Origin of the sequence: Shewanella septentrionalis (genome assembly GCF_025370265.1) — a bacterium.
Lineage (GTDB): Bacteria > Pseudomonadota > Gammaproteobacteria > Enterobacterales > Shewanellaceae > Shewanella > Shewanella hafniensis.
The window spans coordinates 1-14081 of the sequence record NZ_JAMTCC010000045.1 but is presented as its reverse complement, the minus strand read 5'-3'; the positions used below and the strand labels follow the sequence as shown (position 1 = coordinate 14081).

At 40.0% G+C, this 14081-nt stretch carries 12 protein-coding genes; 3 read left to right on the top strand and 9 right to left on the bottom strand.

Annotated features, from left to right (window positions below; translation table 11 throughout):
• Positions 1 to 64: 64 nt before the first annotated feature.
• Positions 65 to 2743: a TonB-dependent receptor gene (locus tag NE536_RS19575; protein ID WP_261273744.1), complete on the bottom strand. Its 2679-nt coding sequence runs from the start codon at positions 2741 to 2743 to the stop codon at positions 65 to 67.
• 386 nt (positions 2744 to 3129) lie between these two features.
• Between NE536_RS19575 and NE536_RS19570 the strand changes: the two genes are divergently transcribed.
• Positions 3130 to 4146 carry a LacI family DNA-binding transcriptional regulator gene (locus NE536_RS19570; protein ID WP_261273743.1) on the top strand — a complete coding sequence of 339 codons (1017 nt, stop codon included), beginning with the start codon at positions 3130 to 3132 and terminating at the stop codon, positions 4144 to 4146.
• Positions 4147 to 4195: 49 nt separating this feature from the next.
• Here NE536_RS19570 and NE536_RS19565 read toward each other — a convergent pair whose 3' ends face one another.
• Positions 4196 to 5485: an NAD(P)/FAD-dependent oxidoreductase gene (locus NE536_RS19565; RefSeq protein WP_261273742.1), complete on the bottom strand. Its 1290-nt coding sequence runs from the start codon at positions 5483 to 5485 to the stop codon at positions 4196 to 4198.
• A 185-nt stretch (positions 5486 to 5670) separates the two neighbouring features.
• The gene (gene glnB / locus NE536_RS19560) at positions 5671 to 6009 is read right to left on the bottom strand and encodes a nitrogen regulatory protein P-II (RefSeq protein ID WP_028760911.1); all 339 of its coding nucleotides are present in this window, start codon (positions 6007 to 6009) and stop codon (positions 5671 to 5673) included.
• 243 nt (positions 6010 to 6252) lie between these two features.
• Between glnB and NE536_RS19555 the strand changes: the two genes are divergently transcribed.
• On the top strand, positions 6253 to 6765 hold the full coding sequence (locus NE536_RS19555; protein ID WP_261273741.1) for a GspH/FimT family pseudopilin: 513 nt from the start codon (positions 6253 to 6255) through the stop codon (positions 6763 to 6765).
• 178 nt (positions 6766 to 6943) lie between these two features.
• Positions 6944 to 7423 carry a GspH/FimT family pseudopilin gene (locus tag NE536_RS19550; RefSeq protein ID WP_261273740.1) on the top strand — a complete coding sequence of 160 codons (480 nt, stop codon included), beginning with the start codon at positions 6944 to 6946 and terminating at the stop codon, positions 7421 to 7423.
• 276 nt (positions 7424 to 7699) lie between these two features.
• Here NE536_RS19550 and NE536_RS19545 read toward each other — a convergent pair whose 3' ends face one another.
• From NE536_RS19545 to pilV, 6 genes are read right to left on the bottom strand one after another with little or no spacing between them, the layout of a single operon-like run.
• Complete coding sequence (locus NE536_RS19545) at positions 7700 to 8002, bottom strand: TapY2 family type IVa secretion system protein (RefSeq protein WP_261273739.1); 303 nt, start codon at positions 8000 to 8002, stop codon at positions 7700 to 7702.
• Positions 7999 to 8391 carry a type IV pilin protein gene (locus NE536_RS19540; protein ID WP_261273738.1) on the bottom strand — a complete coding sequence of 131 codons (393 nt, stop codon included), beginning with the start codon at positions 8389 to 8391 and terminating at the stop codon, positions 7999 to 8001. The genes NE536_RS19545 and NE536_RS19540 overlap by 4 nt, the downstream gene beginning before the upstream one ends.
• Before the next feature lie 14 nt (positions 8392 to 8405).
• Positions 8406 to 11909: a pilus assembly protein gene (locus tag NE536_RS19535; protein WP_425347541.1), complete on the bottom strand. Its 3504-nt coding sequence runs from the start codon at positions 11907 to 11909 to the stop codon at positions 8406 to 8408.
• Positions 11909 to 12349: a pilus assembly PilX family protein gene (locus NE536_RS19530; RefSeq protein ID WP_261273736.1), complete on the bottom strand. Its 441-nt coding sequence runs from the start codon at positions 12347 to 12349 to the stop codon at positions 11909 to 11911. Before NE536_RS19530 ends, NE536_RS19535 begins: the two co-directional genes overlap by 1 nt.
• Before the next feature lie 27 nt (positions 12350 to 12376).
• Entirely contained in the window at positions 12377 to 13378 is a 1002-nt protein-coding gene (locus tag NE536_RS19525; RefSeq protein WP_261273735.1) for a PilW family protein, read from the bottom strand.
• Positions 13379 to 13954 carry a type IV pilus modification protein PilV gene (gene pilV / locus NE536_RS19520; RefSeq protein WP_261273734.1) on the bottom strand — a complete coding sequence of 192 codons (576 nt, stop codon included), beginning with the start codon at positions 13952 to 13954 and terminating at the stop codon, positions 13379 to 13381.
• Positions 13955 to 14081: the final 127 nt, after the last annotated feature.

The following is a 14081-nucleotide window of genomic DNA, read 5'->3' as shown; positions in this document are numbered from 1 at the left end:
ATTATTGAGATATAAAAAAAGGGAGCAAGCTCCCTTTTTCATTTATACATGAGTTAAACCAAGATTAGAATCGTACGCTAGCACCTAATGTAATTCGGCGGGCCATATTGTATTCAAATACAGGGAAGCCATCCGTAAAGCCACTTAGATTAGATTGGAACTGATTGTTACCAAACTGACGTGAACCTTCTTCTAACAGGTTATTACCATCAAGCTTAATATCCATATAATCAGTAACATGCCAAATTGCGCTCAAGTCCAAGCTACCAAATGCATCGTGTAAACGATTACCGTATGAACCAGTTTCACGGATCATATACTCACTACGCCAGTTATATGCTAAACGAACTTGGAACAAATCGTTTTCAAAATAACCAGTTAAGTTATATGAATGCTTTGAACTATCGCTTAAGAACGGGTTGCGATCTGTATATGTATTTGGACTCGTTTCACTATCAGTATAAGTGTAGTTAACAATTGAGCCGAAGCCGTTACCAAAGTCTTGTTGATATTGCAGTTCTAAACCTTGGATTGTCGCAGATTCGCCATTGGCTTTCTCTTGCACAGTCCAACCACCAGCAACTTCATCAGGTTTTAACGTGCCAGTAAATGGGATATCGGCGCTATCTGCATGGTACTCACTAAAGGTTACGAAGTTTTTAACATCCTTCATAAACAAAGCCGCAGAAAGTAATGACTCTTCATTGAAATACCATTCAATACCTAAGTCTATTTGATTAGCAATAAATGGTTTTAACCCGATATTACCAACAACCCATTTTTGGTTATTAGGCACATCATCATTCGCACCTAAAACGTTAGGGTTAACATACATGTCATCATACTGTGGACGAGCCATAACTCGAGCTGCAGATGCGCGCAATATGAGATCTGGTGCTAAGTCGAATGCAACGTTCAAGCTTGGTAACCATTCCCCATAATTAGCCGAAGAATCGGTTTTCTTGCCATCAACATAGTAAGTTGAAGTTGCTTCAGTCCCCGCATAACGCACACCAAAGTTACCGCGTACACCTTCTGATGCAAAGTTAGCCATCACATAAGCAGCATAGTTATCTTCGTCAATCTCACGGTATGAACCAAAATCTTCTGTCTCACCTATGATGCTCGATTTAGCCCAATCTTTTAGTGCATCTGGATCAAAACGAATAATATCGTATTCACTCGTTCCTACAGCAAAAGTACCAGTATTTAATCCTGCTGTTGATATGACGGGATTAAAGTCATTGGCTTGTACAAAATCAAAACGGCGACTCGTTGTATTATGCTTTGCATATTTCAGACCCGTTTTAATGGCATTAACCACACCGAGATCTACATCAAACTTAATATCGGCTTGAATATAAGTTTCATCATCCGTTTTGGGTGTTTTATTAAAGTTACTACCAGTACCCATTACAAGTGAACCTGGATCATAAGTGGCTGTATCAAAACCATTTAAATCCCAAGTTTGATGACCATTGGTAAAGTCGTAAGTCGCACCACTTAATGGTGTGCCACCCAGACCATCTTCAACAACCATTTCAAAATCGGTACCACCAGTAGAGCTTGTATCACCGATTTGAGTCGTAAACTGGTATCCATCGCCGCTATATTCCATCTTTAAGTCGAAAACTTGAGACTTCATTGTCGCTTCACGGGGGCGAGCTTGCCAATATGCTAAGTTAACAGGGCCTGCAACTTGAGAACCTGACTGTGATGCATCTGGCTTATCACCACCACATAAACCACAACCACCGATCCATTCGGTGTTATCCCAAGCACCAGAACCTGGAGCTCCTGACCATGAGGTGTCAGCTTGTGTAAACCATAATGCGTAGTTGGTGTTGTCCGCGGCCATTTGCATGTCCATCGCGTTAAACACAAAGTTTAATGAATCAGATGGCGCATACTGAAATGTTGCAGCAATAGCCGAACGCTCTCGTTCTTGTTCAAAAGCGACAGGGCCTGCGCCCCATTCCCAAAACGCTTCATCGCCTTGACGCTGCAAGCTACGATTTTGCATAACACCAGAAACCAATACACCAAAAGTTTCATCATCATTCTTCCAGCTACCTAAGCCTGAAAATTGTGGGTCTGTTTCACCCGAATCGCTCTGATATTGAGCTTCAGCAGAAGCAAAGAAAGTCATTGAATCCATATCCAATGGCTTACGGGTATTAACTACAACAGTACCACCCACACCACCTTCAGCTAAGTCCGCTTGAGATGATTTATAGACTTCTAAGTTACCAACTAATTCAGATGGTAATAATTCATAGTTAAATGAACGTTTTGCAGGCTCAAGAACAAACCAGCCTGTTGAAGCTACGTTTTGCCCATTCAGGGTCGTCAAAGTCAAATCTTGACCCGCACCACGAATAGAAACACCAGCGCCTTCACCAAATTGGCGCTGGATCGTGACACCAGGAATACGTTGCAGCGATTCTGCAACGTTTTTATCAGGGAATTTACCAATGTCTTCAGCAGTAATCGCATCCACAGTACTGTCTGAGAAGCGTTTGGCATTTAAGTTAGCTTGCTGGGAAGCGCGAATACCGCGAACTTCAATTTTTTCAATATTTTCAGGCGCTGCGGTGGTTGCCGCGGCATTTGCAGCGACAGCGCTGATGGATACAGCACTGCCGAGTAGGATAGCAATATTTGTTGCTAGTACAGTTTTCTTAAAGATTGATGGTCGCATCTCGTTTCCCTTCCATAACTTTATTATCGTTTTAGTATTCATAACCATTCCCTGCGGAATGACAACGCTGTCATGTCTAGTGCAAACATTACACAATAATTAACAGCCTTGCCACAACAAAATAACGATGGAAGCAAAAAAATGTCATAAAGCAGAATTTTGAATCAGTAATTTTATTAAAAATCATTATAAAACATGAGCTTTAATATTATGACGTAAATTTACAACTCCAAGCATAGTTGTAACAACGATAAATTAACGCCAATTTGTAACAATTCAGGATTGCTAAGCACATCAAAAGCTCGCACTATAAGACGCATAAGTAAGAAAATACTGATAAAAATGTAAGCTTGTAAATTGCTGGTAAAGAATTTACGTTCATAGAACAGTTAACCCTTCGCGACCTTAGACAAAGAGTTTTTACATCAATGAAAGTCACTATCAACGACGTAGCTAAATATGCTGGAGTGTCTATAAAGACAGTATCCCGTGTCACAAATAACGAACCTTCAGTAAAGCAGGCCACAGTTGACAAAGTGAACGAGGCGATAAAAGCGCTTAACTACCAACCGAATTTAGCGGCGAGAAACCTCGCGGGTACTAAATCCTATGCTATTGGTTTTATTTACGATAATCCAAACGCTTACTACATTATTGATATGCAAAATGGGATCTTGGCAGCCTGTAAAGACAAGGGCTATGAACTTGTCATCCACCCTTGCAATGCCAAATCAGAGACCATTTGTGATGAGCTTACAGCACTAGTCAAATATTCTAGGCTAGCGGGATTAGTACTGACGCCTCCCTTGTCAGAAGACCCAAAAGTACTCAAAGCGCTTACGGAGATTGATGCTAACTATGTGCGCATTATTGCAGGTGAAAAGGACAAGGATCAGAATGGATTGACTATTTTAGTCAACGATAAATTTGGTGCCGTTGAAATCACCCAGCATCTGATTGACTTAGGCCACAAGCATATTGCGTTTTTAAGTGGGGATTTACACCATGAATCCACCAAAGAACGGTTACTTGGTTTTAAACAAGCATTAACAATAAATGGCCTAGAACTGGATGAAAACTACATAATTGAAGGGAAGTACTCATTTGAGTCCGGTGTTGACGGTGCGAATAAGCTTATTAAACTAGAACATCGTCCGACTGCGATTGTGGCTTGTAACGATGAAATTGCCGCTGGTGCACTTTTTGCGGCTCGTTTAGCGGGATTAGATATCCCTGTAGACTTATCGATTGTCGGTTTCGAAGATAGCCCATTCTCACGTCAAACTTGGCCTAAACTGACCACAGTACATCAGCCAAACGCAGAAATAGCGCAAGTCGCAACGGAATTATTAATCGTAAAACGTCGCGAGCAAGATGCGATATATTCTAAGACTTTTACGCCTGAACCTATCATTCGCGACTCGTCGGCTATTCCTAAACCATAAAAAAGAGAGCATATTTGCTCTCTTTTAGTCATATTAAATTACATAGATATTAATGTAATTTAAGTTTTGGCCGCTGCCATTTCAATAGTTTTTGCGCCACTCGATACACAATTGCCGAAAACCAACCATAAAGACTGGCTAAATGCCTTTGATACAAAGATATATACATCAATCTTGCAATATGCCCTTCTACAAAGAAAGTGCCAGAACGTAGGTTTCCCATCAAATTGCCTACTGCAGAGAAGCGGCTTAATGACACTAATGAGCCATAATCTTTATAAACAAAAGCCTTTTCAGGCTTACCTTGTAACCGATTAACGATATTATCAAACAAGGTATCAGACATCTGGGCTGCAGCTTGCGCCCTTGGTGGGACAGGCTGACCGGAACTTTGGATCAATAAGGCGCAATCACCAAGGGCGTAAATATCTTGATGGCCTTTAACTCGCATGCAGTCATCAACTTCAACCTGATTTCGCGGCGTAATGGGCAATTTTGTAAAGTTCTGAAACGCTTTTGGCCCTTTTACACCTGCTGCCCAGACTTTTAAGCCCGCTTTAATCACATCACCATCTTGGGTGATAAAACCATCACGAGTCACTTCTTTTACTTGAACACCGATATGTAAACGTATACCTATCTTATCAAGAACTGCCTGCGCCCTAGCGCTCACACGCTCAGGTAATTGGGGGAGAATTTTGGGTGATGCTTCAATCAAATGCACATCAAGGTGATGTTTAGCAATATTCAGATAGCCATACTCTTTAACAGATTCAATCACATGATGAAGTTCTGCCGCTAATTCAACACCGGTCGCACCAGCACCAACAATGCCAATACTGACTCTTTCTTGTGTTTCGTTTAATTGGAGTAATGCGTCGAGTAATTTATGATGGAATAGGTTGGCATTTTCAAGGCTATCTAAGAAGATGCAGTGTTCATCAGCTCCTAATGTATTGAAACTATTAGAAACACCACCAAGTGCGAGGACTAAAAAATCATAATCGATTTGTCGCTGTTCTAACAGTATCTCGCCTTCATCATTATAGACGGCGGCTAATTGAATCGATTTTGCGTCAGGGTCGCACTGCTCTATCTCACCACGAATATAGCGATAACCATTTTTAAGCCCGTGATCGCGGTAGAGTAAACCTTCAATAGATTGGTCGATCACGCCAACAGCAACTTCGTGTAATTTAGGCTTCCAAATATGAATAGGACTTCGGTCAATTAAGCACACATCGACGACATCACTACCGCCCCATTTACGGCCCAACTTAGAGGCAAGTGCTAAACCTGCAGCGCCACCACCCACGATCACTATTCTTTTTGTAGCCAAAATGACAACCTCATAAAACTCATTTGCGAGGCTCAGTTATATCATGTTACAGATAAGAGATAACTACATTAGTTCAGTAAAACTAACGATTTTGCATTAAAGATATTTCAGAAACTCAGCAGTACTTCCATCAGCTTAACCAACAAAAAAGGGCCACAGGCCCTTTAGATTCGTTAGTCAGCAGTTTATACCGCTTCTTCGTTTTCTTCACCCGTTCGAATGCGGATAACACGTTCAACATCAGTGACAAAAATTTTGCCATCACCAATTTTGCCTGTGCGGGCAGTTTCAACGATCACATCAATTGCTTGGTCGAGCAGATCGTCCTGGATAACTAACTCTATTTTCACTTTTGGCAGAAAATCCACCATGTATTCAGCACCACGATAAAGCTCTGTATGCCCTTTCTGGCGACCAAAGCCCTTGACCTCAAGCACCGTCATTCCAGTAATACCAATTTCTGCAAGTGATTCGCGCACATCATCTAATTTAAATGGCTTAATAATGGCTTCAACCTTTTTCATTAAAAATTCCTCGTCCCTTGCAATAACATAAACAAACAGAATAACACTAGCTTACACGGGGTTAGGTTAATATTGAAGAGAATGTAGTGCTTTACTCATAAAACACAGTTTCTACAAAATCGCTTTTAGTACGTAATAGTCTAAAAAAAGCACTACAACAGTTACGTAAGATTTTATAATTACATTCTAGCCAAAACAAACACTCGCTCGCGGGATGCAAGCGCAAAATAACAAGGATTTGTTATGAACACTCATCAAAAAGGCTTTAGCCTAATAGAACTTATGACTTCACTTTCCATCTTAACGATCTTACTTACAGGCGGAATACCATCCTTAACTGATGTTTATACCCAATATAGAGCTGATAGCAGCATACGCATCATCCAACAAACGCTACAGTTTGCACGTAACCAAGCAATTACCCTTAACAGAACAGTGACAGCATGTGCTGTTATCGATGAAAAATGCGTACAAAATTGGCAAGTTGGACTAACAGTATTCATTGACATTAACAAGAATGGTCAACTAGATGACAGCGATAAAATACTCTATATGACAAATGCTTTTGATTCGAAAGACATAGTTAAATACAATCGTACAGCAATCCGGTTTCAGCCTGACGGGCTGGCATCTGGTAAAAATGGAACACTCAAATATTGTCCCTCATCAGCCACAAGCCCTTATTCTAGAGCTGTTATTGTTAATCAAGCTGGTAGAGTTCGTTTTTCAACCGATGAAAATATAAGTTGTACTTAGCCTAACAACGCCAAAATAATGAATAATAAATTTATTTTTTGAAAACAAAACCGTGCTGAGCATCACAACAAGGAAGCTATATCACATTAAAACATAAGATTAAAAAGGCATGACTCAAATGCTGTTATCAGCCCCATTCTCGCTTATACTCTATGGAAGATAAGTGAGGATAGTCCGCATGCAAAAAAAAATGTCAGGTTTTACCTTAATTGAATTAATGGTCACAATTACTGTCGCAGCAATTTTATTGACCATTGGAATACCGTCACTGGTCTCTCTCTACGAAGGTATGCGGGTAAATAATAATATTACAAAAATCCATGACATTATGGTCTTTGCTCGCAATCAAGCCATCAGCTATGGAGCGACCGTGAACGTATGCCCATATGCTAGCGCCACTTCCTGCGGGACATCAACAGACTGGAGCAAAGGAATTCGTGTATATATTGGGACCGATAAAGAATTACGTGCAATCGACGGTTTCCATTCGAGTGACAAAATTACAGGTTCTGTTGATTCTCTCACATTCACATCTGATGGACTTTCATCAGCGGGAACATTAATTTATTGCCCCGGAGGAAAAAGTGAAGGATCAAAAGGCGTTATCGTCAATGTTGGCGGCATCATTTCATACGGCGTCAATGGTAGCAGCTGTTAATCATCAGTGAACGCGTCCAAGATCAGAATTCGGCCATCGACTGTAAGCGCATAAGGAACCTGTGCTCGCCATAAGATCACCTCTTCACGACAAGGAGATTTGACAGTCCTTTTTCCTTAGATTTTATAGCATGTCACCATATTATTTTATGAGAATATTAACCTGCCACAAAATTGTAAGCAGCCTCCAGTACGTCTTCGGACATTTACAGTCTTCCTTGCAAACATATAGATAGAATGCTATCTACACAGATTTTTATCTCTCCCTCACTACATACTATTTCGAGGTCTGAATATCTAATTTCTTTGCTTTAGTTGAAATAAAATCCTTATCAACAGGAACACACTCATCAATCGATTTGACAAAATATTTTTTCCCCATTTTATCAGTTAATTGTTTCGCTGGTAGAGCCATCATTTGACGACTTACATCCTTTTTATTCCACTTAAAAAATACTAAATATTCATCCCCATACGATGATTCAACATAACACTTATAGTCTTGAAATTCTTCAGCCAAAACTTCGCCTTCAAAACCAGCTAACGCTAAAAAAAAGAGGGCATATATTAATTTACTCATTTCCAACACTCCTCTGACGGTCCTTTTACCCCCGCACTTGTCAACGTAATAGTTGCACAGGCTGTGTCCCGTGATGCCTGAATACCTTTTGCTGTCGCTGTCACTGTTAGAGTACCAGTACCAGAAGACGTGACACTATAGTGTCCATGTTCAGTAATAAATGGACTCGCAGACAATCCTAGTTTAGTCATATCTGTCGTATAAGCACGGTTATCTAAATAGTACTGCTCTTGCAGATTAGCAACCCTCATTACCGCCGCTAGACCTTCAGAACGTGCACTTTTAGCGACATATTGCACATAGGAAGGGTAGGCAATAGAGGCAAGAATCCCAATGATAACCACAGCAATCATCACCTCTATTAACGTAAAACCTTTGTTTAATTTCATCTTTGTCATCTATATTAATTATCATCTATGTGGTAATAAATTTTATTAACGTCCAAACCTGAGCCTACGTTAATTGTTCCAGTATATTCACCATCATCACGTTTTTCCCCTTTCCCTACCCCAATAATGTAAATATATGGTTCTTTACCTGTTTCTGGCGCTGGAATGACAATCTGAGGGGTATCAGGGACCCGCTCTCCTAACTCATAATATACATTAGCCAGAGTACGAATACCTTTATGCAAATCAAATACATAAAGTCTACCGATACCAGAAACAGTACATACAGTGTCAGAAACTGACTGAGAAGGTGGAATAAATGAGGTGAAATACACTTTCCCATCAACAATTAAACTGGCAGTTAAACTCTTTTCTCCTGTTGTCTGAAAATCATAATACCACCCCAGTTTTTTACCAAATTGTATATTTTCATTTTCAGTTGATGGTGCCGCTGAAGTCACATTGTATAAATCACTTAACGTAATCGCTGCTGGAGCAGCAGGATGACCACTACCACCATAACTTTTAGTTATAACATTACGATCCTGAAGAATAAAATACATATCCTCGGTCGATTTGGACAATGGAGTTGGACGATTACCACTGCCGATTGCAATGGCATCATATGGTACATTCTGATAATTTTTAGTAGTCGTAGTCGAACCATTAGAATTAACAACAGACACTTCAGAAATATTACTAAATAAAGTTTGAGCAACAACTGGTTCAGCAAAGAAACGACGATCAGCCGCTAAATCCCCCCCTAAAGATGCAAACTTATATGCTGTCCATGTAGAGGTATTCACACTAGGTAAATCCATACGCCAAACATTTCCTCCAGTATCCGTGGCATAAATACGATCTGAAACACCATCGTTATTACTATCCAAAACCGCAACTGAATTGGGAATACTATCGCTAATTCCAGGTAATGCAGTAACTCCAGATCCTGCAGATGAACCAAATGTGTGTATTAGAGCACCGGATTCCGCATCAACAATATAAACATTCCTCCCCAGCGGTGAAGTGGACGGTGTTCCATCATAGCTAACATCATATCCGCCACCCAAAATGAGCACGGGTTTATCATGTCCTGGAATTAATGTTATTACTGGCTCAGCCCAAGTTTGTCCTAGTCCAGAAAATCCCGCCGTATCTGGATTAATAACCCACATTAAGCTAGGTGTATCGGGCGATGTTACATTTAATGCATAATAAGATGAACCACCTCTCCTCATACCTGAGAAAACCCAAGCAGCAGTTGGTTTTCCACCACTCGTACCACTTTTCACATAAGCGACAGGTGAAGCATCCATGCCGTAAACATAGTGTCCACTGGACAGATTTTCTCGTAATTTAGGAACATTTGGTAACAACTCATACGGCATAAATGCCCATGATTCATCGACACTTGTTCCAGCATCTTTAAACATATGTAATAAACCATGGTTAGTACCTAAAATAATTCGCACATCCGGTGCCGCATTGGTACCGAAATTTATTGCTAATGGCTTGGAATGAAGTGGATCCCCCATAATATCGGTGCGTTTGTCTGTAGTACTGCCATCGCCATCTTCATCATCCACATCTACTCCATGGATCCATTTGAACGTAGAATCTAGCTCAGCTTCATCAATACTCATATAAGTAGCTAAATTAGCTGTACTTCCATTTGATGCATTGATTACAGTAAGGAGCTCAAGCCCGTTACTACTTGCAGTATTGCTATATATTTTTCTACTATTTAACCCTTCTAGCATTTGTGAGACACCACCTACTTCCACTTGATTGCCATCGGAACCATTACTACAGTCAGTCCAATATGTACAAACTGTTTTTTTAATGTTGCCATTATCACCAATGGCAACATTTCCTTCGGTGTCCACCAATATACCACTCGAAGTCACCTTTAATTTTTTGAGATTACCAACCCATCTAGGACCTTTTCCTGGCAAAAACATAGCATAATATGCGGAATCGAAAGTCTGAGTACGGTCAAAATTATTACTGGCAATGCTTGGTGAGGTAAAACTTGAATCTATCTCGAGAATAGAACTCAATGCATCGGATAATGCATTCGTTAATTGTAAACTGTCTTGAGCTGCAAAATATTTGCCACCGCCTCGTTTTGCTGTTTCAATCAAAAGAGGGGCGGCATCATCAGCACCGGAGCTAAATCCAATAGTAAAAGTTCGAACATTTTGAAGTGGGTTATCACCATTAGCATCATTTTTATTGACTAAATCATTGTGGTACATATAACTCGCCAACGCGGGAAGATAGCTATCAGCCCAACCATTATATGTTCTTGCATACATAGGCGCATAATTTCCCAATTTATTGCCACCATCAGTCAAATTTTTCACATAGGTATTAGCATCAGAATCATAATATGGCGCCCCATCCGTTACATAAATTACATATGCCATGTCATTGCAGATTTTAAGGGGTGTCATATAATTTGAACCAGACTCAATACTTGTATCATAACTGGGACTGCTACTATCTTTATGACCAAACTTAACTAATCCTCCAGAAAAGTATTGATACGCCTCAACTAAAGTTTCACATAATGGAGTATTGGTTTCTGCATTCAATTTCATAATTGTAGATACTATACTACTTCTAGCAACAATACCGGGAGTTGTTCCTGGACTCATATCCCGAATGCCAGAAACAATTCTGCCTCCATCCTTCCCATTAGAATTAGCATTAAATACTGCCAATCCAAAGTCAACTGAAGGAGTCGTATTAATTACATCTGTAATCGCTTTTTTTGCAATATCAATACGCTTCTTTGACACTATAGGAATGTTGCCATTCTTAATAAGCTTATACCATAAAAGATAGTTTTCAGTGTAAAGCGTTACCGAACCGCCTTTACCTATATCCGTTTCCTTCGCTGTAGATATAGCTGAATTCCAGTTATTATCTGATGGACTTGAGACATGAGTATAAGGTGTACTCTTTGAACCATCCTTTGGAAATCCAGAGTGACCATAATCACTGGAATTAATAGGATCTGCTGTTGTAATATCCTCCCTGCAATCAACATATCTTGTTTTACTCAGATCTTGATTGGTTCTAAGATCATCCCAGTTTCTAGAATAATACTCACTTACATGACCTTTAAAAAAACCATACTCAGCCAATGGGGCCCAACTTTGATGGCATCCATTGTATTTGGTATAAAAACGCTTATTGGAATCCAACAATGACTCAAGATCAGTACTAGAGCTTGTTGAAAAATAGATAATATCTTTAATACCAGAGCCGGAGTAATCGGTCGAAGGATTATAGTCAGAATTGTAATCGGCTGGAGGAACATAATCAGGATCAGGGACATTCTCCCATGTATCCATACTGCCAGAGTTATCAAAAATAATAAGAACTTTTGGACGTGCTCCAGCATCTGTTGCCGTTTCAAAGACATAAAGTTCTGTATCATCTCCGTGAGTTTGACTTGATAGACCTATCAAGAAAAACAAACAAGTGAAGGTTACTATTTTCCACATGATCAACTCCCCGTAAGCACTTCTTGCTCAATACCAGCAACAACCGTCAACTGGCCCAGATTATCCCGACCAAATGATGCACTGCTGCTAATCTCAATACGACGGCAACTAACCAAATTTGCACCACTTGCTTTAGTATTACGTTGACAACTAACATCCTGAACTGTGCCATCTTTAGGCATAGGCGTTAATAATTGTTTGCTTCCGAGCGTACTTGTTAGTGTCGTTTCTACAGCCATATTCGCCAATGTAGAGCCTTTCGAGTTTTCAATAGCCTCATCAAGCCCACCGCCGGCGATACTTTGTGCTTCTATTCTTTCTGAACCCGCCCCAGCCATTCGTAGAGATGTTGTCGAATTGACAGCAAGAGCAACACCTATGACTGTCATAATAATGAGCACTATCAAAGCGAAAAACAGCACAATACCTTCTTGTTTTTTCATAAATAGCCTCAAAGTCCGCTTCATAACTCAATTTCGCATCAATACTGGGTTCTCTAAAACCACAGTGGTAGAAAGTACTTTCCGTCTAAAGTGATCTTCCGTCACTGGAATTTTAGTATTAGTATCTTTATCACCTAATCGGTATTTTGTGACGTTTGTATAACTACGATCTTCTTGTATTGATCGCACTAAAATATAAACTTTTAAGGCGACGAGACGTTGAAACTCTTGATTGTCCCACATAAGAGATGTCACTTCCGCTGCAGACATAAATGCATCGGGAGTGTCATCACCATCATTATCAAACCCATATAAAATACGCATATTTTCAATGCCTTCAACGAGCAGCTCTTCATTCGACATACCGTTTCCAGTAGAAAGAGTTCTTCGTCTCAGTACAGGAATTCCATCGGCATCATTCTTTATGTAATAAATATGATGCTGATATTCCCAGATCCGCGCATTAGGTAATGCCGGTACGCCTCCTACGCCACTAAAGAATACGGCTTCACTAGACGTAGCCGATACGTAAAAACGGGTTAATTCTACATCTGCCGCTTCAACAGGGGGCCCAATCAACCTCTTAATCTGCAACACATCTGTTTTGGCCTTAACATCTGACAAACATGCAAATGATTGGCTGCTAACGCCATTCTCATAACCCCATAGACGTCGAAAATGTGCAGGTTGATTGTTTGGTAAACTAGCGTTATTGACGCCGTCACCTACACAGTCATTCACTACAGCAGTCCCTATGGAAATAGTCGCATTTGAACCAATGACAAAGTCTGTGCCAGTTATATCTCCCATAAAACCCAACTGGCTAAGATCTCGTTCTAAAATAACCAAAGCTATCCTGCCATTTTCTTGTAACTGATTATATTGACTAGTAGTTGTTACATTTGAAGATGACATATTGAACATAGTGAATACACCCAGAGTCAAAAAAAGTCCTATGACCATCGCGACCATGATCTCAACGAGTGACATTCCCTTTTGATACCCATAAACTTGATTCAAATGAAACATTTAAATAATCACCGTTTTAACAGAGAAGACACGGCGTTTTTTGTCTGGAGTGGTCGAGCCACAGCTTAATGCGCCAATGCCGTCTGAAGTTTCCCTAATTCCTCTCCAAGTAATAATCACAGTTACAGTATTAGAATTTATGTTAATGCAACCTACTGGGCTCTCTAGCCCTCCTACCTTCTGACTCCCAACAATCTCAAACGCTCCAAATAAAGCTTGTTCCCATTCATATTTATCCCATAACGCTGTTTGAGCAGGTGAACATAAATTACCCCCTATACAACTTAACGAAGGCGCAGCTAATGTTCCGGTATAAGTACCTGCATAAGTGCCCAATTGAGTGGCATTCAACTTCATTCTATTTATTACATCGTTGGCATAATATGAGGCCTGCGTCTGCTGAAAAGATTCAAAGCTGCCGCGTTTAGCCACAATGTGTAAATTAAAAATACCGATTAAGCCAATTACTAAAATCACTAATGCAACAAGCACCTCAATTAATGAGAAGCCTCGTTTAAATTCCTTTTGTGTCAATCGTTCGAATTTAGCCATATTTTTGACAAGCTTTTCAGCCATTTACCCTTTTAAAATCTTAGTCTTACGACAAAAAACACCAACAGTTAATAATAGATGAGTAAAATGTAAGTAGCCAGTAACAATAGCATATAAGCATTGAAATCATTATGCCTTGAATGAATTTGAG